This window comes from Mucilaginibacter sp. L3T2-6 (assembly GCF_030519355.1).
Classification (GTDB): Bacteria; Bacteroidota; Bacteroidia; order Sphingobacteriales; family Sphingobacteriaceae; genus Mucilaginibacter.
The window spans coordinates 45,995-66,261 of the sequence record NZ_JAUMKC010000006.1; the positions used below are offsets into that span (position 1 = coordinate 45,995).

The window sequence follows — 20,267 nt, forward strand, 5'->3', positions numbered from 1 at the left end:
CTCTCCTTTGGCGAGGATTATTTCATGAGGGCTTCGCCGTTAAGGTCAGGCTTAACGGTTAGCTAACAAACTTTAATAAATTGTATGCCCAACAATTTGGCCAGTTTTTCAATTTTAGATGCGATATGTCCTTTGCCTACCGCACAATGATGCGCTGGTCCGTACGAATTCCAGTTCTCAACAAATCCTTTTGCTCCTATCGGGAACTTATATCTGCTGTTAGTATTGCCGATTTCCAATATCGGGCCTGGTACCGACTCAGCCTCGGCGGTCAATAATTGCAATTTACCATCAACCGTCTCTACAACTGAAAGTAAAGTTACAGGCCCATGTTTTACCGACATCTCCACGGATAATCCGCTGCCTACCTTGCCATGGTAAACCTGTAAGGGTTTAACTTTTATTTTGCCTTCTGCGATAGCAGGGTGGCAGGGCCCGTCGTGTCCCATCAGTACTACATTCTCATTAAAATCCATGGCATAATATTCCGTAAACGAGCCGCCAGCGCCAAAGCTGTCCATTATTTTCATGGCCTGCGCATTCTTTACTTCATATTCTCCGGCTACAGGGATTCCGCTGGCCGTTAATAAAGAATTTCCCAGGATAACCGAAGTCATGGTATCCAAATTTTCCGCGTTACCTGTGCCTTTATGGAAATAGGCTATCGATCCAAGCCGGTGCCTTTCAACCAATTTATCAAGGGCTACGGCAGTTATGGCAGCCCGTTTAAGCTCATATTCCGGACAATCTTGCTGTACATCAAAACGTTCATTAAAAGCGTTTATCTTTGCCTCAACTTCAGCATCGGTAACATTTTCCCGTAAGCCGGATAATTCATCAACCTCCAAAATTTCGATATGCCCGCCAAAGGTTGCGCAATGCAGTGTAAGGTTGGAGTAGATATCCAGCATGCCGTTATAGTAGCTGCCCATTACGCCAAGGCGGTTGTAATACATGGTATGCGCAACTTTTGCAGCTTCAATCCATTCCTGCACCTCTTTCCATACCTCGGGATCATTATACAGCATGCCGGTGATCTGATAGAACGGGATGTTGGAACGGTTAAACACGCTTGCAATTTCGGGTACCGGGCAAGCGGAGCAATAGGCCAGCCACTCTCCGGTCATGGCAATGCGGTTATCCATCCGGTTAAATGTCGTATAGTCAATAGCTGCTTCCGGCGCCAGGTTAAGCACAATCACTGGCACTTTTGCCCGGTTTACCACCGGCAAAACGGTTGATGATAAAGCATAGGTTGTTACATATAAAAAAATCAAATCAACTTCCTCGCGACGAAAACGGCTGCCTGATGCATAGGCTTTTTCGGGAGTATCCACCAAACCAAGATTAACGATTTCAGCACCGTAAGTTTGCAGGCGCCCGGCTACCACATCAACATAACCTTTCAGGCGTTGCTCCAATCCTTCAAATTGTTCCCAGTATGCCTGCAGGCCGATACCAAACAGGCCGACCTTTAACACGGGTTTAAAATTTTCTTCCATCTGTATCGATTATTTGCCACTGTAATCAATAGTCACCGGCCCAACAAGGCCCGACTTTAACAGCGGCGACTTGTCATTGTAAAAATTATAGCTGGTAAAAGTTAATCTTTTACTATTGCGGTGCCCGCCCTGCAAAAGCCAGTCGGGCCATTTTTCATCAACTACGCCATCATCCGGGTATTTCGAGTCGCCGATCAGGCGGTTCGGCCAACGGTTGATTACTTCAATTTCCAGCTTATTTTGGCCGGCAACTACTGCGCTGCTGATCTCTACCCGCCACGGAGCAGTCCAAACTACGCCCAAATCTTTACCATTTAACTTAACCCTTGCCATGTCATGTACCTCGCCAAGGTTAAGATAAATTTTAGCATTTTTATTGAGATCGGTATTCGCCGGCAGTTCAAACTCTTTACTATAAACGGCAGTTCCAGAATAAAACTTAATGCCATCCTCGGCTCTTGTAGTCCAGTCCTGCAATTTGTTAAAAGTTATGTTAGCGGGGCCGCCCCATTTAGGGTCGAACGAAACTTGCCAGGGGCCATTCAAAGTGCTTAGCACTTTAGTTTTTGCGAAATTTTTGCCGGGAACAAGCCTGACTTTTATCTGCGGATCGAAGATAATAAAGTAGCTCTGGTTTTTGTCAAACTGTAACGGCACGGTTGTTTGCGAATCATCCACCCTGAAATCGGGCAGGAACTTTGTTTCGCCGGTAATCGGATCCCATAATTGCGGCGTCGCCTTGGTTGTCCTGAATTTAAGATTAGCCGTAATTTTTTTATCGCTGGTATTTGATACAAAATACATATCCCATCCAGCGGCTGCACGATGAGTATATCTTATCGGCCCATCCGACTCGAAATCAGCTTTTACATTCATCGATTTCAGGATATCGGCAGTCAGGTTATATTCTGGATATAAATTATCTATTTTTTTACTGAGGTCTCCGCCCCAGATAACTTTTCCTTTTCCATAAGCATGTGCCGTTTGTTTTTCAGGCAGATGGATATTGCCCCAGACCTGCGTTGCCAATGCGCTTACCTTATTATCACAGGCGGGATAGCCGGATAATCCGGGAGATTTTACGGGCGGCGGACCTATAACCGCAGCGCCGTCATGAACCAATTGCGCTATCTTACTGAGCAAAGCCGGCCTCATAGTTTGCACACCGGGCAGCACCAGCAAACGGTAGCTTGTCCCACCCGGAAATATAACTTTTCCACTCTTAACGCTTGCCTTATACAATTGGCCCGGTGCGCAACCGTCGAAGTTATAACCTTTTCTATCTGGTAAAACCGCATCGTCGCCAATGGCCGAAAAAGGCGGCCGGAACACGTGCGGCGAGCCTTCCGGTGTTAAATACAGAACATCAGCCACGGTATTGCCCTGCTGCAGCAGGTAGGAACATCGCGATATATATTGATGATAAGCGCCTGCCATTGGCCACCACGTTTGATTGCGGTCCCAATGAACGCCGTACGGCCCCATCGTCATGCCGGGGCGCAATGAATCGGGCAGCACCTGGTTCTGAAAAGTATGAAATACAAACTGATTAATACCATTGGCAAACGCCCAGTCGCCCTGGTTTTTCATCGAGCCGGGGTATTGTTTCCAGCCTTCGTTATCCTGCGCCGTAAATGACTCTGTCGGCACGAGTGATTTGCCGTTGACATGTGCTACCGATGTGGCTTCGAAACAGCTGAACGATGAATTAAAACCAAAGCCTTTGCTCCAGAATTCAGCCATCGGCACATCGGCAATATTGCCCAGTTCCAAATCCGCCGTTGGGTTCATATCATAAGGCTCGATAGAAAGTTTGAGGTTGTACTTATGTGCATATCTTTTTACCGCAGCGGCATGGTATTCCAGGATAAGCTCCTGCGAGGTTTGCCGCAAATCCCACAAAAATCGTTCACTGATCTCTAAACTTTGAACAATGGCGCCTGCATAAACCGGGTAGAAAGGCAGCGGGTCATATCCACGCCTTTTAATAAATTCCTGCCTGAAATGTGCCGTCCAGTTCTGTGAGCCCATTTCCCAGCTATCCATGTGCAGCCGCTTTAGTCCACCGGTATTTTTAAGCTGCGGCATGCCGGTTTTGCGGATGAGCTTACCTACATAATTATCCAGGTGCGCATATAACGCGGTGGTATCAAACTTGTCCGATTCGAAACCCACGCCCGGTATAGGGGCCGGGCGGGTAACTGCGCCATTATTGCGTACGCCAAATCGCATTATTGTCCAGTTCCCTGCCGGCGGGACCCAATCGAGTGTACCATCAGCCTTAAGCTTACCTGTAAGATCTATAATCTTATTTTTAGGGACGATGGCATCTTCGGGTAATTGGTCATATGCCGCACGCGAGGGCAGGTATTGTTTAACGCCTTCTACCGAAGAGTAGGGCGCACGGTAGTAAAGCGCTTTCTCATCTATGTCAACTATTTTTTTGGTAATAGCTGGCGTCGGGTATGCCAATACAGCTACATCTTCATAAAAATCATTCCATCGCTTTTTCAGTTCAGGAGTAAAAGCGCCTTCGCCGAAATATGGTTTCATCGGCTGCGGTACCGGCAGTTCAATTTTCTTGTTGTTTCCGCCGGAAATATTCACCGAGCTCGATACCAAATGTTGCATTGATTGTTTTGCCGGTACCCATGGCCCGCCGCTTCCCGTCCACCCCGGACCAATGCCCAACGTTATAGCAATACCCAGGCGCTCCGATTCTTTAACTGCATGCTTAAACAGGTTCTGCCATTCACTGCTCAAAAAATCAACTTTACCGCGCGGAATGCCCACATTTACCTCCAGGAAAATAACGTTGCCGATACCGGCTTTTTTCATAGCCTCCAAATCTTTGGTCATGGAGGCGGCGGTCATGTTGCCGTCCATAAAGTACCAGTAAACGCCGGGCTTAGCGCTGGCAGGCGGATTCAAAAAGCCATGTTTTAACTCGGCGACAGTTTGGGCGATGGATATATGATCAAATCCTGTCAATAAAAACAAGGCTATAAAAAGCCGGTAGCATAAAGTTTGTTTATACATTGGTTATAGCGGGATACACAAATCTATTTGTTTAAGTGTACAGTACCATCCCGTACCATCTTTTTGTATAAAGCAAAAAGCGCCCGGCAATGAACAGGCGCTTTTATTCATGCAATCGCAATCGTCAGTTATGCGTTATAGGCCGCTGCAAACTCACCTTTCGCAAAATCCCCGAACTTTCTTCCAGATAGTACCGGCCTATGTTTATAGTAGTCCCCGAATATGATACCGCTTTTGGTTGCGTTGCCCATTTCGGTCAGGTTTTTGGCAACGTCTTCTGACAAGCCGCCCTGTTGCATACCACCTATAGATTGCTCATCGGTAAACTCCACCCACGGCAATTCGGGCTTGCCTATGGCCGCGCCGATAATAGCTGCTACTTCGGCGGCGGTTTTTTCATCGCTGGCTATGTACCGGATTGTTGTACCGGTGAAAGGTGATGTAAGCTCCTCAAACGCAGCGTCGGCAATATCTTTCGGATGCACCAGAACTAAAGGAGTACTGGCCGGATAATTTGCGCCTATGATGCCGCCATGTTTTATCATGCCGATGTTGGCATAAAAATTATAATAAAACGATGCCGGGCGTAAGTGCTTAATAATAACGCCCTCGAGTTTGTTTAGAATACCCTCCGCGTCGTGCATACCGGCGATTGGTCCTGTTCCGGAAGGAATGTCAGCACCGATGCTGCTTAAATTTACCGCCCTGGTCACGCCTGACGCCTTAATTGCATCAGCCAGGTTTTGAGCGGTTTTACGGATGAACGCTTTGTAATCATCCGCGTTGGCCTGTTGGGGCACCATAGTATAAACTACGTCGGCTGCTGTAAATGCGCCGGTTAAAAAATCAACGTCCTCAACTGAGCCGATAGCGGGGATCGCACCTAAAGCTTCTATTTCGGCTTTTTTCTTTTCATTGCTGCTTACTACGGTCACCCGGTGACCAGCCTTAACTAATTTTTGGGCCAAAGGGCCGCTGATATTTCCTAATGAACCTGTTATTGTAATTTTCATTTTGTGTTTTTATTTGTTGAGAACAAAGGTATATTTGCACTTACTTTTTTACAAGTACTTACCCCAAAGTATGTATGACGCAGATTAAAGAAAGCTCGACGCGAAATGCGAATAAGATTATATCGGCGGATATTTGCCCGGTTACTTATGCCATCAACAAAATAGGCGGCCACTGGAAGCCGATTATTCTTTACCAATTGATGAGCGGCCCTAAACGCTACAGCGAACTGAAAAGAGCTATCCCTGCTATTACCGAGAAAATGCTCATACAGCATTTAAAACAACTACAGGACGATAACCTGGTTATCCGCAAAGCCGAACATGTGGTGCCGCCTTTTGTAACCTATTATTTAAGCGAATCGGGCAAGGATCTGACCCCTGTATTAAATGCTATGGCTGAGTGGGGACTGAGAGATAGTAAAAGGCAATGACCGAAATTCAGGATGCTACGGTACGGATTGATTTGGAGCCATGGCTATTTCAGATTACGAGAACAATTCCTGAGAATCTGTATAATAGGTTTTTCGTGAGCCGACAGGCTTTTGATGAATGGTTTCCCCGGCCGGCGTTTGTTTCTTTTTAGGCTGATGAACCAGCATAAAATCGCGAAACTCGCCACTGATGATATCCGGGTTATTCTTTAATATCTGCTTTTCGGAATCTTCCAACACCTTTTTTATCGATTTTGCCAGCTGCTTTACTTTATCCGCCGGTATTTTATTGGACGCGGAAAACGGCGATAGCCTGGCATCATACAAAATCTCGTCAGCATAGGCGTTGCCAATGCCGCGCAATACCTTTTGGTCCATCAGTACAGTTTTTACCGGTGATTTGGTTTTGTTCAGTTTTTCTTCAAGGTATTTTTCATCAAAGTCTAATGCATCGGGCGTATCCAGCTTTTGCGGGTCGAGAGTTGGCGCAGCAGCTTTTTGAAAATCCGCGAGCGCGAGGCCTTTGCCTCCCTCAAAAAACATCTCAACAATGGTGAACTTGTGCGCGTTGTCCTTGTCGAACATGTGCAACTGCCCGTGCAGCATCAGATGGGTGGCCAGCACATGACCATTGTCAAACTCAAACTGCAGTTCTTTACCCACACGTATAACCTTATCAAGCCTGCTGCCTTCCAGGGCTTCTTTCAATTTGGCTTCGGCGACATTAAGTTTTTGGGCGACTTTTATATCGATTTTTTCCAGTATTTTACCTTTAAACAGTTTGGTAAGATTATGGCTGAAAACTTGCAGGTCGGGTAGTTCGGGCATGGCAGCAGATGTTTATTTGATTGTAAAACTAATGAAAATAGAGATTGGTTTGGAAGAATTAAACAATAGCATAGTTCACAAATTGTAAACTATGCTTATATTTGTTTGTAAAGAATGAGAGTTCACCTGGTTAAAAGGCAAACATTAGATGATTTTTCGAACCGTAATGCTAGAAGCAAGACTTCATTAGACGACTGGATTGAAAAACTAAAGCTTGCTGATTGGGAAGGACCGGCAGATATAAAAAGAACTTACAATTCTGCCGACTTATTAGGCGGCAACAGCAATAGGGTGATATTTGATATTGCCGGAAATAATTACAGGATGATTTGTAAATATTTTTTCGGCGCAAAACAAGTGCACTTATTTGTTTGCTGGCTCGGAACGCATGCCGAGTACGATAAAATTTGCAACCGGGGCGAGCAGTATACTATTAACTTATATTAGACATGGAACAAACTTCTCTGAAATACACCCTTATCAAAAGCCGGGACCAATATGACAAATATTGCGACCAGCTTGAAAATATTGTTATGCAAGGCGACGATAATTTACAGGATGAAATCGACTTGTTAACCCTGCTTATTGAAAAGTACGACGATGAACATAGCACTTTAAAAGAGTCGGATCCCATTACCTTGTTAAAATTACTAATGCAGGATCATCGGTTGAAGGCCCAGGACATGACTGCAATATTAGGAATAAGCAAAGGCTACATATCCGATATTCTGAATTACAAAAAAGGATTGTCAAAAGACGTTATCCGGAAACTGGCAGACCATTTTAAAGTAAGGCAAGAGGCATTTAATCGCCCGTATAAATTGGTATCGCCGGTAAATGCCCACTTGCGCAATGCGAGTGTGATGAATACAACAAAGCAGCTTAATTACGCTTAATTAAGACCTAACATATCCCGTACCTTGCTACAAGGTGCCAACTCGCCATTACCTGCTTCTCTCGAAGGAGCAATCACGCTATTTATCACGCTGACCAGGTAAGCATCTGTAAGAACAGGTAGATGTAAAGGCCTGCACAGCTATTAATTTTTCGCCATTTTCTGCGGAATTACTCATACACGAAGATAGCATACAAACTTTTGAATTAACCGGTGGCAATAAGTTGAAAATGCTTTCAATAGGTTATAATCTCTTACGCCTTAAATGTTAAAAACGTTTTACCATTTTTAAAGGCCCGGCTGCCGGTTAGTTTCAACCGCATTATCTCCGGCAAGCCTTCAAACAACGTACGGCCCGCGCCAAGCGCTACCGGGTTGACTACTACCTGGTAAGTATCAATCAGGCCTGCGGCAGCTAAGTGAGCTACTATGCTGCCGCTGCCGAGAATAACCATATCCGGTCCGCCAGCTTGTTTCATTTTTCTTACTTCTTCAACCAAATCTCCTTTTACCAGCGTAGTATTATTCCAGCCGGCTTTAGATAAAGTGCGCGAGAAAACTGCTTTACGGCCGTTGTTCATTTTATTGGCAACTACGGGCATTTGCTGATGGGCCACAGGTGTCGGCCAAAAACCGGCCATCATTTCATAAGTTACCCGGCCGAATAACATTTCAGAATCGCCGCTGGCATTGTCAGCTACAAATGCCTGGTATTCGGCATCATCGCTGCCCTGGTGCGCCCAGCTCATATCGCCGTTGGCGCTTACAAAATATCCGTCGAGCGAAATGTGGTTGAATACGCTTAATTTTCTCATGGCTTCTTATTATTAATGGTTATCAGATTATTTTATTAACCACTTATCAAACCAAATTGATTGAATTGGACATTGCCCGGGGATTTTCTAACAATAATTTACGACGATGCATTCAGAATTCAACTATCATGAATTGTATTATCATCCGGGCAGTGCTTTAACAACCGGTTGTTTAATATAAATTTAACGCTATCGGCTGATAGTACGGAAAGTTAAATTCACCCGCGGTTTTAGCTTGTGCACAGACTTGGGTATGCGGTGTTCCCAATTATGCTGCAAGTCGCCTTTCATCAACAACAGGGAGCCATTTTCAAGTTCGATGGAATACCTGGTTTGGTGGTCGTCTTTTCGTCGTACATCAAAGCGGCGTTTTTGGCCAAGGCTTACTGAAGCAATTACGGGCTTAATACCCAACTCATACTCATCATCGCTGTGCCAGGCAACCGAATCGTTACCATCGCGATAATAATTGAGCAGTACGCTGTTAAATGTTGTTTTTGTATGATTTTCCACTATCGTTTTGATATGCAAAAGCTCACTGGTCCATGGATTAGGATTAAACTTTGTACCCGAGAATTCATAGTCGCTGCCTGGGTCGCCAAACCAGGCGGTTAAACGCGGCGTGAGCACATATCGGCCGTACATAGGTATCACCTGCTGCTGCCAGGGTATGGTATCAATAAATATTTGCATCAATGCTAAACTCTCCTGCGCATCAAAAATGCCAGGGTGATATTCCATCAGCTCAGGCGGTAATGACGGGGCAGGAGCGGCGTTTCCAAATAAATTAAGCTGGTCCATTTTAGTTATTACTTCGGTTGATCTTACTTGTTTGATTTTAATATAAAGATGGCACAAATCCCCCGCTACAAAGTCTCTTTTACACTCAACCCGCTGGCATTTTTGTGTTTATTTTTGATAAAATCAAAAAATCATGAACGATCAATCACCTCCCGCCAACAATCAATTAAACCTTATTGACACTACGACGGTATTGAACGTAAAACGTTCGGTGCTCATAGGTTCCACATTCGAGACATTTTGCATGGACAATTCTACCATGACCGACGTAAGCGCTAAAAGTGTTAAAATAACAGATGCCAACTTAAGCGATATTGAAATAAAATTTGCGCAGCTTGGCGGCGCCTATATTCATGACATTGGTTTGCCGCCAGAAGGGCACCCTGCCTACGACCCCGGCGCCAAACAACGCCCGCTTAAATTTGAGAACTGCGATTTAAATGGCTCAATTATTACAAATTGTGATTTGAGCGGAGTATCAGTCAGCGAATGTAATATAACGGGCATGACCATAAATGGTATTTTGGCCGAAGATCTGCTGAAATCATACAGGGCCCGGTAAAAAGGCCATTTCGATCATTTTACGCAGCCAGACAACCAGGCACTTGATATTGTCGTATGAATATTGTGGCAAAGCCCTGCCGGAAATATACCGATAAGGTGGTATTTTTTTAAACGGGCGTGAGCCGCAATTTTGACAGTAATTATAGTGCGTTATGGCAAAAAAATACCTGAAATGCAATAAATGCGGCTCAGTTTTTCATTTTGTAATACCCCGGGGATGGTTATTGAAGAATGTATTTTTCTTTTTGCCGGTCAAAACCTATTTCTGCGCCAAATGCACCAAAACGCGCTATGTTTGGATAACCAATGCTAAAGAGGCTGAATATGAGAGGGTTTAGCTTCTGCTTTCATAAGCCATACGCATATAAGTTCGCACCTCATCATTAATATCCTCCTTTAAGAACATGCGGAAGTGATGGTTGTAATCATTGCTGCCGGGAACAGGCTTTATCTTATTAAAACAAAGATTATCGTTATATGGCTGCTTGAACGGGAACACGATATCGATGAAGTTTTTGCCTAAACGGATAATATAGGCAAACCTGGTGCGGGCTGCAAAGCTGATCATAGATTTGGACGGATGCAGCCTGATGTCGCCTATCTGCATGTATTCGCTCACTAAATGATCGAAAAGCTCCAGCGTGTGCTGCGATTTTCCCGCCAGGAAATCAGCAAGCACTTTATCATTGCAGGAGTGTAACTGGTTGTTGTTTACGAATTCCTGCCGGCACAATGGACAAGTCCACATGGTTGTTAGATTTTAGATATAAGATTTGACATGTGAGGCACTTTCAAAGATAAACAAAAAGCGTCCCTAAAAGTCAAGTTAAGGACGCCCTTGGCAAGGCTAAAAAACTACTTATCCGTGAGCAGTTCTTTATTGAAGTAAACTCTTTTTGCTTTTACTGCCGGATGCTTACTGTCAACCGCCTACTCGCTTCTCAAGCTCTTCACCGGGTTCATCAATGCTGCTTTTATACTTTGGTAGCTAACCGTTAGCAGGGTGATTATTAGCGCTCCGGCTGCTGTAAACACAAAAATCCAGAAGGTGATGCCGCTGCGATAGGTAAACTTTTGCAGCCAGTTGTGCATAAAATAGTAAGCTATCGGTGTGGCTATAATTAACGCTATGCCAACCATTATCACGAAGTCTGTCGATAGCATGCGCCACAGGTTAAATACGGTTGCGCCTAATACTTTGCGGACGCCGATTTCCTTTACACGCTGCTCAGCCATAAAAGATGCCATGCCGAATAACCCGAGGCAACTGATGAATATGGCCAGGCCTGCAAAAACGCTGGCCAGTTTACCTATACGTTCCTCGTTGCCGAACTTTTTGGCATATTCCTCATCCACAAAATGGTACTCGAAAGGCTGAGCCGGATTATAGCGTTTGTAAACATCACCTATTTTGGCGATAGCTTCGGCGGCGCTTATTTTGGGGTTGATTTTTATCATCACAAAATCTCCGCCACCTTTTAGTATATGATAAAGCATTGGTCTGACCGGTTCGTAAGGCGATTCGACCACCATGTCTTTAATCACACCTAAGACCTTGAAAGGTACGCCATCCCACCTGATGGTTTCGCCAACTGGGTTTTTAAAATTCATAAATTTAGCCGCAGTTTCGTTGATGATAAAGCCTGTTGAGTCGGACGGATAGGCGGATGAAAAATCACGGCCTTCCTTAAATTGCCAGCCTACAGTTTTACCATAATCTGTAGTTACCTCGATATTTGGAAAATCGACAGCCAGGGTAGGATCTTTGCCCTTCCAGTCGAAACCGGCATTGGTAGAGTAAACGCCGGTTGTGGGGCTGCCTGCTTCGGATATATAGGCAATGGCGCCGCTTTTTTGCAGCTCGTTTTTAACTGCGGCAAATTGTTTATGAATATCGCCTGTTGACATTGGCAGAGCAAGTAATCCATTGCGGCTGTAGCCCACGGGACGGTTTTTGGCAAACTGTATCTGCCGGTAAACTATTATTGTTCCGATAATAAGCACCACGGAAACAGTAAATTGTACCACTACCAAAACCTTGCGCGGAATGGCAGCCAATCGGCCAACTTTAAATGTGCCCTTTAATACCTTTACAGGATTGAAAGAGGATAGGTACAAAGCCGGGTAACTGCCGGAGATAAGTCCGGTTATTAAGCTAAAGCTTATCCCGGTCAGCCAAAACAACGAACTTCTCCATGGAACCGCTATTTTTTTGCCAGCCACATCGTTAAAGAACTGAAGCGCTAGTTCAACAAAAATTATCGACGCCAGGAAAGCCAGAAAGGCTACCAGCAGCGATTCGCTGAAAAATTGATAAATAAGCTGACCTCGTAACGAACCCACGGCTTTACGGATACCCACTTCTTTTGCCCTTTTTTCGGATCGGGCGGTGCTCAGGTTCATGAAGTTGATGCAGGCAAGTAACAGGACAAATACGCCAATAATTCCGAACAGCCACAGATATTGGATGCGTCCGCCAGCGTTAACCCCATTTTTGAACTCCGAATACAGGTGCCAGTTTTTCATCGGGTGCAGGAATATTTCCGGCTTCTGCTTCAACTCGCTTGGGTCGACCCGGGCCAGTTTCAGGTCTTTAATTTTGACAGACTCCTTTTGAAAATCAACATTATCGGCCACCTGTGCGTAGGACAGGTAGCAGTTGCAGCGCCAGGTATCTTTCTGTTTCGTCATGCCCGATACATCGGATAGCAGCTGCCAGGGCGAAATAAATTTTACATCGGCAAAGGTTGAACTGTATGGGAAATCCTGATAAACACCGGTGACTTTAACCGTAAGCTGGTTATCGATTTTCATTAGTTTATTCACCGGATCAGCGTTGCCGAAGAAAGCTTCGGACGCGCTTTGCGAAAGAATAATGGACGACGGTTCGTTCAGTGCCGACCTGCCGCCGCGTAGCATCTTTACCGACAGCATGTCAAGTGCCTGTGGCTCAAAAAAGGTGCCTGCTTTGGATATCTTCTTGTCGCCGATGCTCAGGATATGGTCGCCGTTGAACGACGCCATGGTGATGTTTTTGAAATCGCTGCCGAAGTTCTTTCGTATTTCTGCACCGATAGGCCATGGCACTGTTTCACCGGTGCCCACTTCGCCATTTATGGTGAACTTTTGCCGCACCTGCGCCAGCGTTGCATAATTGCTAAAATTTTTATCGAACGATAATTCGTCCCAGATCCAAAGGCCGATAAGCATAGCCACCGCCATACCCACGGATAATCCCGCAATATTAATAAGCGAATGCGCCTTGTTTTTAACCAGGTTGCGGTAAGCGATTTTTAAATAATTCTTTATCATATTGGTTCATATTTATCGTGTATGGCCGAAGTTGGGTAGCAGAGGGGAGTAAGCAGCAGTGGCAGTTAGATAATTGTTAATACGAGTTATCCTGACTGCGGCTAAACGCTGCTACCGCCACTGATTTATTGCTACTCACTTCTCAGGCTCTTCACTGGGTTCGCCAAAGCTGCCCGGATAGTCTGGTATGCAGAGGTAGCCAAAGCAATTATCAGCAAGCCGCTTGCACAAACGGCGAATACCCACCAGCTCATTTCGGTGCGTTTGGCAAAATCCTGCATCCATAAATTTAATGCATACACTGCCGCCGGTATGGCAAACACCGATGCCAGCGCGATCAGCAGCATAATTTCTTTCGATAATAAAAAGGTAATGCGCGCAGCCGATGCGCCTAATACTTTACGCACGCCAATTTCCTTGGTGCGTTGGGTGGTGCTGTAAATGGTCAACCCTAAAAGGCCCATGCAGCTTATCAGTATGGACAGGCCGGTAGCCCATTGCAGCAGGGTGGCCGTGTGTTGTTCCTTCTCGTAAAGGCGCGCGATGCTTTCATCCACAAATTGTAAATCATCAGGATCGTCCGGGTAAACCTTATGCCACTCGCTGCGGATGGCCGCCAGAGTACTTGCCCACTTCTCGCTGTTTGAATTGAGCAGGATATGGAAAGTACCGCTAAAGCCCGGATCTGCACTGGTCATCAAAACCATCGGCGAAATGGTTTCGTGAACTGAGCCCTGGTCAAAGTCTGCAACAACGCCTACTATTTCCATCCGGCGGTCACCATTAAAATTATCTACAAACCGGCCAATGGCATCCTGGGGGCGTTTAATATTTGCCCGGCGCAGAAAGGTCTCGTTCACTAAAAGTGCGCGGTTAGTATCCCCCGGCAGCAGGTCGCGCCCGGCCAATAATGGGATGTGGTATAGCTTTATATAATTCTCATCTCCAAATTTCATCGCGAGATCATCCATGTGGATGGTAGTTTTGCCGTTACGGTATTCACCTTCGGTACTGCTGGTATTATCGGATGTGGGAGCATCATGCCCCATGCTTACCATGGCCACACCAGGAGTACTTCTTAACTGCGCAAATAATTCGGCATTTTGGCGGGCCGTCGCATTTTTAAACGGTGCGTTCATTGCAACCACACCATCTTTTGTAAAGCCGAGGTCTTTATGTACGGCGTAGTAGATCTGCTTACCGACCATAACAGTAGCTATTACGAAGAATTGTGCAATAGCAAATTGGGAAACAGTAAGCGTTTTACGAAGCAAAGATCTGCGTGTAGCGCCCTGGGCTTGTGCCTGATTTTTTAATACCAGTATGGGTTTATAGCCCGATAATACCAATGCAGGGTAAGTGCCTGCCGCTAGTCCAACACCGATAATCAGCAATATACCGAACTCCCATATAAAGGTTTGGTGAGCCAGGTCGAGGCGGACCCCTTGCGGGACAAAGCCCGCAAATAGCTTAAGCAAGTAAGGAGCCATTACTAACGATACGCCAAAGGCAACAACCGTGATCAGAAATATCTCGGTCAAGAACTGGTAAACCAATAATGTACGACTGCTACCCAATGTTTTGCGAATACCGATCTCTTTTGCACGACGGCTGCCTTGTGCAGTGCTTAAGTTGATGAAATTGATGCAAGCCAGCAACAGCAGAAAAATAGCAATAGCTACCAGCCCGTAAAACACGGATTTACTGGCTTTAGCATCATAGCTGGCGATGCCGCCGTACAGACTACTAAAATGAATATCATCAAGCGGCTGCAATGCGAGCGCCTGAGTTTTGTGCTTATTATTATTGTTATTTAGGTTGAGGGCCAGTAATACGTTGAGTTGTTTAGTTACTATTCCGGCGTTAGCGCCAGGGGCGAGCTTAACAAACAGCTGTGTTTTTACGTTGCCGCGTCCCCAGTTATTTAGATTAAGCTGGTGGCTAACTTGTAACGTATTGTAGGATATAAAATCGTGGAAAGTAAAGCCAGTGTTTTCGGTAAGGGGCGCTACTATGCCGGTTACAGTGGTTTTAACGGATTCATAAACAACCGTTTTGCCTATTACTTCTTCGAGTGGTTGTCCGGGGAAATACGCCTGCGCGCGGTCAGCGGTGAGAACCGTATGAAATGGCTCATTTAGCGACGCGGGATTACCGGCCAGCCATTTGTAGCTGATCAACTTAAAGTAGTCGGGTGTTGTATAAGTAATATCTTTTTGCTGACGGAATTTCTGTTTTATTTCCGGGGAGAGATTTTCTCCTGGTTGCACGTCAGGAAATAACGGCTGATTAAGCGGTACTACCAGCTCCGGCCCGGTTACAGATGCCTTCACGGCCATAGCAAGCGGGTCGCTAACACCGGGGTTGTATGAGGGGGTGCCGGAGAATGTGAAGTTGGTAACAACGCGATAGATACGGCCGCTATCAGCCTCAAATTTATCGAAGGTCAGATCGAAATGAGCTACCAGGTAAATTACCAATGCAGCGCAAATACCGATGGACAAACCGATAGTATTGATCAGCGTAAACCATTTGTTTTTCCAGAACGACCGGAATGCGGTTTTTAGATAGTACTTTATCATTTTGGTTCATAGTTATTAGTTCATGGTTCATAGTGATTGTTAACGCTTTTCTCACCACTACTAACCACAGCTACTCCTCACTCACTTTTTAGGCTCTTCGCCGGGTTAGCCATCGCGGCTTTTACAGAGCGTATGCTTATTGTAGCCAGCGCCAGGATCATGGCGGTCAGCCCGGCAATTACAAAAATCCACCACTGTATATTTATCCTGTACTCGAACCCCTGCAGCCATTTTTTTGCAGCGAGCCAGGCAAGCGGAGTGGCTACCAATGCCGCCACAATCACCAGCTGCACCAGGTCAGCAGCCAACAGGTTTACTATATGATATATTTTAGCGCCCAATACTTTGCGGATGCCAATCTCCTTAACACGTTGCTGAGCTGTGAAGGTAACCAGCCCGAACAAGCCTAAGCAAGCAATACCGATAGCGAGCGCAGTGAATGTTAACAGTAGGCTTCCCTGCTTTTCTTCCGCCTGGTATTGATTTGCAAAGTTTTGGTCGAGGAAGTGATAATCAACTTTATTTTCGGGATCAAACCTGTGGTAAACCTGTTGCAGTTGGCTGAGTGCCGCCTGTGTGTTGCCTTTACGTAAACGCACATATATATTGTCTTTTTCTGTCGCAACGGGAGGCAGGCGCAGCACCATCGGCGCAATTTTGTGTTGCAACGAATAGGTGTTGAAGTCCTTCGCTACGCCGATGATGGTGGAATAAATAACAACGCCATGGTCTACGTCAGTAGCCACGCGCCGGCCCACCGGGTTTTTCCAGCCAAGGTCTTTTATTAAAGTTTCGTTTACGATGACGGCTTTATTAGCACTGTCGGCAGGCCCTTTGATGAAATTGCGGCCTGCTGCCATTTTTATCTGCATGGCAGGGATAAAATCCTCATCAACAATCAGCGACTCTACCAGTTTGGTGTCTGGTCCGTTGCTGCCATCCGGCGCAAGATTAAATTCGTTGGAGCCTATATCATTATTTCCGATAGGATTACCGGCTACCGCTGCACTTTCTATAGCCGGGCTTTGTAACAGTTCGGATTTTATCTGCTCTGTTTTTGTGCGCGCATCCCTGCTGTGGATATGGAAGGTGAGCATTTGTGACTTGTTGAAGCCCAAGTCTTTATTCAATACATAATTCAGCTGCTGGTAAATAACGCATGATCCGGCTATCATCACGATTGTTATTACAAACTGAAAGACAACCAGGCCTTTGCGGAAAAGTATAGTAGACGACTGGCTGCCCAACTGCCCCTTCATTGCCGGGATGGTTTTAAATCCCGAAAGAAATAATGCAGGATAGATGCCGCTGATGATGCCGGTTATAATAGCGAACAGGCCGAAAATTACAAGCGATTTGGTTATCCCGAAGTACCAGATATCCAATGATTTGCCCGAAAGCTTGTTAAGATAAGGCAGCGCCAGTTGAATTAAGAATACCCCGGCTATAGTCGATAATACTGCAAGTAATACAGATTCAGAAAAAAACATATAGATGAGCTGCGATTTGCCGGAACCTATTACTTTACGGATACCAATTTCCCTGATCCTTACTGATGAGCGGGCCGTAGTAAGATTGACATAGTTGATGATCGCTATCGCCAATATCAGCAGGCCAATAATGCTGAAGATATACACATAGGTAATATTACCATTATTGCTCATTTCATAATCTAACCTGGAATGCAGGTGTATGGAAGTAAGCGGCTGCAGTTCCATTTTATATTGCACACCGGCAAAATCCGATTTCAGGTATTTATTAAAGAAAGCATCAGATTGTGCTTCAATTTTTTTATAATCGTCGTGATTCTTCAGCAACACAAAGGTGAATATGCCCGCTGCGCCCCATTTACCGGTATAATTATCATCGTGAGAGCGGAGCGCGCTGAATTTGAAAGTTGAGTTTGCCGGTACATCTTCAATTACGGCAGTAACGGTTTGGCCGTCGGTTTTATCAAAATATATTGTCCTGTCAACCGCATTAGCTGCATCGCCAAATATTTTTTCGGCAAGAGATTTTGTCAGGACGATGGAATGTGGTTTAGTCAAAGCGGTTTCAGGATCGCCAGATAAAAAGTGATAGGTAAAAACTTTAAATATATTAGCATCAGTAAACGATATGTCACCAACATCAAATTGCTTATTGTCATAAGTAATTTTACCGCCGCCTTCCTGGTCGATACGGACAGCTTCCTCAACTTCGGGATAATCATTTTTTAAAGCGGGGGCGTAGGGAATAGAGGTTATTGCAAGGTTAAAACCGCCATTTTGCCACTTGCCATGCTGTGCTACACGGAATATTCTATCGGCTTTCTCGTTATAGCGGTCATAACTCCACTCGTCCGTTACGTAAAGCGCAATCATCCAGAACGCAGCAATACCCACCGCCAGCCCGCAAATATTTATCAGTGAAAACAAACGGTGCTTTTGCAGGTTTCTCCAGGCTATTTTTATGTAATTTCTTATCATGTTTTCTGGGCATTAATCATTGTGTTATTGGTCATCGGCGGTTAAGGCCAAAAATAGTGTCTTTCCCGGTTGTTAGTTTTCTGTATTAATATCATGCCGATAATTTAAATTATTGATAATTAAATTATTATGCCATTTTACTATGACGTTTCCATGTCGCGTTACCGAACGGTAAGTGTCCGGTTATGTTACAATGTATCATGCTGATGATAAGTGTTTTGACGTAGTTTAGTCAGCGTAGTCTGATTTGAATTTCACAAATTTTTTAATCGTTCAAACGCTCACTTCAAAATCAAAGATCAGACATAGAAATATTTGATTATGAATGGTTTTTATATGTTTTTGATTGGTATTAAAGCGTATCGGTATTGATTTAATATTCTATAAATCAACCGATTAATGAGGTTTTTTTGTGTAAATATCCGATTAACTTTAATACATTTGGGAATTATATTCCATCGCACCAATCACCATTATCGATATAATAACTATGAAAAGAAAATCCATAAGGTTGAGCTATGTCTTTGCTGCTCTTATTTTGCTAACTGTTCAACGGACGGAAGCTCAAAAAAAATCAGCAGTTTATTCGGCTGCTAAGAAAACGGTGAAAGTTTACCTGACAGCTAAAGGCACCAATCACCGGATGCAGCACACCGAAACACTTACCTTTAAGGACAGTCCGCAGCCGGTTGAGACTGAAGTTGCTGTGTTTGTCGATCCGTCAAAAACGTTCCAGACAATGCTGGGTATCGGCGGAGCCTTAACCGACGCATCTGCCGAAGTGTTTTATAAGCTTCCGAAAGATAAACAGCAAGAGTTACTTACTGCCTATTATGACAAGGATAAGGGCATCGGCTACACCATTGGCCGAACAACAATTCAAAGCAGCGATTTCTCGAGCGATACCTATAGTTATATTAAGGAAGGCGATGTAAGCCTGAAATCGTTCGACGTTAGTCATGATAAAAGATACCGTATACCATTTATAAAAGAAGTTACCAAAGCGGCTGGTGGTAAACTTACTTTGTTTGCTACGCCATGGAGCCCGCCGGGATGGATGAAGAGCAATAATGATGTTTTACACGGCGGCAAATTACTGGCCAAATACGATCAGCCATGGGCAAACTTTTATATTAAATTTATTCAAACCTACGAGAAGCTAGGCATCCCGATCTGGGGTCTTTCGGTACAAAATGAGCCAATGGCTACGCAAACCTGGGAATCATGCCTGTACACAGCCGAAGAAGAGCGCGATTTCATCAAGAATTTCCTGGGCCCTACGCTATATAAAGCGGGTATGCAAAACAAAAAACTCATCATTTGGGATCATAACCGCGACCTGCTATACCAGCGGGCCAGCACCGTTTTAGAAGATCCGAAAGCGGCAAAATACGTATGGGGGATCGGCTTCCATTGGTACGAAACGTGGACCGGGGCAGGGATGAACTTCGAAAATACGCGCCTGGTAAACAAAGCCTTTCCAGATAAGAACCTGATCTTTACGGAAGGCTGCGTAGAGAAATTCGATTTTAACAGGTTGAATGACTGGTCGCTTGGTGAACGTTATGGCCTATCGATGATAAATGACTTTAACGCCGGTACTGTGGGTTGGACGGACTGGAACATATTGCTTGACGAAAAGGGAGGCCCGAACCATGTAGGCAATTTCTGTTTTGCGCCGATTCATGCTGATACGCGTAACGGCACATTAATTTATACTAATTCCTACTATTACCTGGGGCATTTCAGCAAATTTATTCACCCCGGCGCAAAACGTATCATAAGCGCAGCCAGCAGGGACAAACTGTTAACCACTGCTTATATCAACCCTGATGGTAAGCTCGCCGTTGTGGTAATGAATAAGGGCGATGAGGACATCGAGTACTCGTTATGGATAAAAGGTAAAGCAGCTAAAACAAAAGCACTGGCGCATTCCATTGCCACGCTGGTGGTGGATTAATCAGGTATTCCAATTTTTTCCTTGCGGGGAGGAGCGATGAGGCGATTCCGTTTCGCA

At 45.0% G+C, this 20,267-nt stretch carries 15 protein-coding genes; 5 read left to right on the forward strand and 10 right to left on the reverse strand.

Features of this window, described 5'->3' with window-relative positions; genetic code table 11:
- Positions 1-62: 62 nt before the first annotated feature.
- The 3 genes from Q3W13_RS08725 to Q3W13_RS08735 form a co-directional block, all read right to left on the reverse strand.
- Positions 63-1,502 carry an arabinose isomerase gene (locus Q3W13_RS08725; RefSeq protein ID WP_302862977.1) on the reverse strand — a complete coding sequence of 480 codons (1,440 nt, stop codon included), beginning with the start codon at positions 1,500-1,502 and terminating at the stop codon, positions 63-65.
- A gap of 9 nt (positions 1,503-1,511) precedes the next feature.
- The gene (locus tag Q3W13_RS08730; protein ID WP_302862979.1) at positions 1,512-4,541 is read right to left on the reverse strand and encodes a glycosyl hydrolase; all 3,030 of its coding nucleotides are present in this window, start codon (positions 4,539-4,541) and stop codon (positions 1,512-1,514) included.
- A 128-nt stretch (positions 4,542-4,669) separates the two neighbouring features.
- The gene (locus tag Q3W13_RS08735) at positions 4,670-5,554 is read right to left on the reverse strand and encodes an NAD(P)H-binding protein (RefSeq protein ID WP_302862981.1); all 885 of its coding nucleotides are present in this window, start codon (positions 5,552-5,554) and stop codon (positions 4,670-4,672) included.
- A gap of 74 nt (positions 5,555-5,628) precedes the next feature.
- Between Q3W13_RS08735 and Q3W13_RS08740 the strand changes: the two genes are divergently transcribed.
- Entirely contained in the window at positions 5,629-5,985 is a 357-nt protein-coding gene (locus Q3W13_RS08740; RefSeq protein WP_302862983.1) for a helix-turn-helix domain-containing protein, read from the forward strand.
- A gap of 54 nt (positions 5,986-6,039) precedes the next feature.
- On the opposite strand, the gene Q3W13_RS08745 is transcribed toward Q3W13_RS08740, so the two are convergent.
- Positions 6,040-6,813 carry an Fpg/Nei family DNA glycosylase gene (locus Q3W13_RS08745; protein WP_302862984.1) on the reverse strand — a complete coding sequence of 258 codons (774 nt, stop codon included), beginning with the start codon at positions 6,811-6,813 and terminating at the stop codon, positions 6,040-6,042.
- 114 nt (positions 6,814-6,927) lie between these two features.
- On the opposite strand from Q3W13_RS08745, the gene Q3W13_RS08750 reads away from it, so the two are divergent.
- Together Q3W13_RS08750 and Q3W13_RS08755 are read left to right on the forward strand one after the other, a co-directional pair.
- Positions 6,928-7,260 carry a type II toxin-antitoxin system HigB family toxin gene (locus Q3W13_RS08750; protein WP_302862985.1) on the forward strand — a complete coding sequence of 111 codons (333 nt, stop codon included), beginning with the start codon at positions 6,928-6,930 and terminating at the stop codon, positions 7,258-7,260.
- A 2-nt stretch (positions 7,261-7,262) separates the two neighbouring features.
- Positions 7,263-7,709 carry a type II toxin-antitoxin system HigA family antitoxin gene (locus Q3W13_RS08755; RefSeq protein ID WP_302862986.1) on the forward strand — a complete coding sequence of 149 codons (447 nt, stop codon included), beginning with the start codon at positions 7,263-7,265 and terminating at the stop codon, positions 7,707-7,709.
- Positions 7,710-7,962: 253 nt separating this feature from the next.
- Here Q3W13_RS08755 and Q3W13_RS08760 read toward each other — a convergent pair whose 3' ends face one another.
- Positions 7,963-8,523 (reverse strand): dihydrofolate reductase family protein, encoded by a 561-nt coding sequence (locus tag Q3W13_RS08760; RefSeq protein WP_302862987.1) that lies wholly within the window; start codon positions 8,521-8,523, stop codon positions 7,963-7,965.
- A gap of 189 nt (positions 8,524-8,712) precedes the next feature.
- A complete protein-coding gene (locus Q3W13_RS08765; protein WP_302862989.1) occupies positions 8,713-9,324 on the reverse strand; it encodes an alpha-ketoglutarate-dependent dioxygenase AlkB in 612 nt (203 codons plus the stop codon).
- Between the two features lie 133 nt (positions 9,325-9,457).
- Between Q3W13_RS08765 and Q3W13_RS08770 the strand changes: the two genes are divergently transcribed.
- Positions 9,458-9,886: a pentapeptide repeat-containing protein gene (locus tag Q3W13_RS08770; RefSeq protein WP_302862990.1), complete on the forward strand. Its 429-nt coding sequence runs from the start codon at positions 9,458-9,460 to the stop codon at positions 9,884-9,886.
- 336 nt (positions 9,887-10,222) lie between these two features.
- Here the strand turns inward: Q3W13_RS08770 and Q3W13_RS08775 are convergent, their stop codons facing one another.
- From Q3W13_RS08775 to Q3W13_RS08790, 4 genes are all read right to left on the reverse strand, one after another.
- Complete coding sequence (locus tag Q3W13_RS08775; RefSeq protein ID WP_302862991.1) at positions 10,223-10,636, reverse strand: DUF5655 domain-containing protein; 414 nt, start codon at positions 10,634-10,636, stop codon at positions 10,223-10,225.
- 182 nt (positions 10,637-10,818) lie between these two features.
- Positions 10,819-13,200, reverse strand: a complete 2,382-nt coding sequence (locus Q3W13_RS08780) for an ABC transporter permease (protein WP_302862994.1) — start codon at positions 13,198-13,200, stop codon at positions 10,819-10,821.
- Between the two features lie 131 nt (positions 13,201-13,331).
- Positions 13,332-15,782, reverse strand: a complete 2,451-nt coding sequence (locus Q3W13_RS08785; protein WP_302862996.1) for an ABC transporter permease — start codon at positions 15,780-15,782, stop codon at positions 13,332-13,334.
- Positions 15,783-15,859: 77 nt separating this feature from the next.
- Entirely contained in the window at positions 15,860-18,250 is a 2,391-nt protein-coding gene (locus Q3W13_RS08790) for an ABC transporter permease (protein WP_302862999.1), read from the reverse strand.
- 490 nt (positions 18,251-18,740) lie between these two features.
- Here Q3W13_RS08790 and Q3W13_RS08795 point away from each other — a divergent pair, with 490 nt between their 5' ends.
- Positions 18,741-20,210: a glycoside hydrolase family 30 protein gene (locus Q3W13_RS08795; RefSeq protein WP_302863002.1), complete on the forward strand. Its 1,470-nt coding sequence runs from the start codon at positions 18,741-18,743 to the stop codon at positions 20,208-20,210.
- Positions 20,211-20,267: the final 57 nt, after the last annotated feature.

Excerpts from the sequence above, each read along its gene's own strand:
- Q3W13_RS08725 (WP_302862977.1), bottom strand. The coding sequence starts at position 1,502 with ATGGAAGAAAATTTTAAACCCGTGTTAAAGGTCGGCCTGTTTGGTATC.
- Q3W13_RS08730 (WP_302862979.1), bottom strand. The coding sequence starts at position 4,541 with ATGTATAAACAAACTTTATGCTACCGGCTTTTTATAGCCTTGTTTTTA.
- Q3W13_RS08735 (WP_302862981.1), bottom strand. The coding sequence starts at position 5,554 with ATGAAAATTACAATAACAGGTTCATTAGGAAATATCAGCGGCCCTTTG.
- Q3W13_RS08740 (WP_302862983.1), top strand. The coding sequence starts at position 5,629 with ATGACGCAGATTAAAGAAAGCTCGACGCGAAATGCGAATAAGATTATA.
- Q3W13_RS08745 (WP_302862984.1), bottom strand. The coding sequence starts at position 6,813 with ATGCCCGAACTACCCGACCTGCAAGTTTTCAGCCATAATCTTACCAAA.
- Q3W13_RS08750 (WP_302862985.1), top strand. The coding sequence starts at position 6,928 with ATGAGAGTTCACCTGGTTAAAAGGCAAACATTAGATGATTTTTCGAAC.
- Q3W13_RS08755 (WP_302862986.1), top strand. The coding sequence starts at position 7,263 with ATGGAACAAACTTCTCTGAAATACACCCTTATCAAAAGCCGGGACCAA.
- Q3W13_RS08760 (WP_302862987.1), bottom strand. The coding sequence starts at position 8,523 with ATGAGAAAATTAAGCGTATTCAACCACATTTCGCTCGACGGATATTTT.
- Q3W13_RS08765 (WP_302862989.1), bottom strand. The coding sequence starts at position 9,324 with ATGGACCAGCTTAATTTATTTGGAAACGCCGCTCCTGCCCCGTCATTA.
- Q3W13_RS08770 (WP_302862990.1), top strand. The coding sequence starts at position 9,458 with ATGAACGATCAATCACCTCCCGCCAACAATCAATTAAACCTTATTGAC.
- Q3W13_RS08775 (WP_302862991.1), bottom strand. The coding sequence starts at position 10,636 with ATGTGGACTTGTCCATTGTGCCGGCAGGAATTCGTAAACAACAACCAG.
- Q3W13_RS08780 (WP_302862994.1), bottom strand. The coding sequence starts at position 13,200 with ATGATAAAGAATTATTTAAAAATCGCTTACCGCAACCTGGTTAAAAAC.
- Q3W13_RS08785 (WP_302862996.1), bottom strand. The coding sequence starts at position 15,782 with ATGATAAAGTACTATCTAAAAACCGCATTCCGGTCGTTCTGGAAAAAC.
- Q3W13_RS08790 (WP_302862999.1), bottom strand. The coding sequence starts at position 18,250 with ATGATAAGAAATTACATAAAAATAGCCTGGAGAAACCTGCAAAAGCAC.
- Q3W13_RS08795 (WP_302863002.1), top strand. The coding sequence starts at position 18,741 with ATGAAAAGAAAATCCATAAGGTTGAGCTATGTCTTTGCTGCTCTTATT.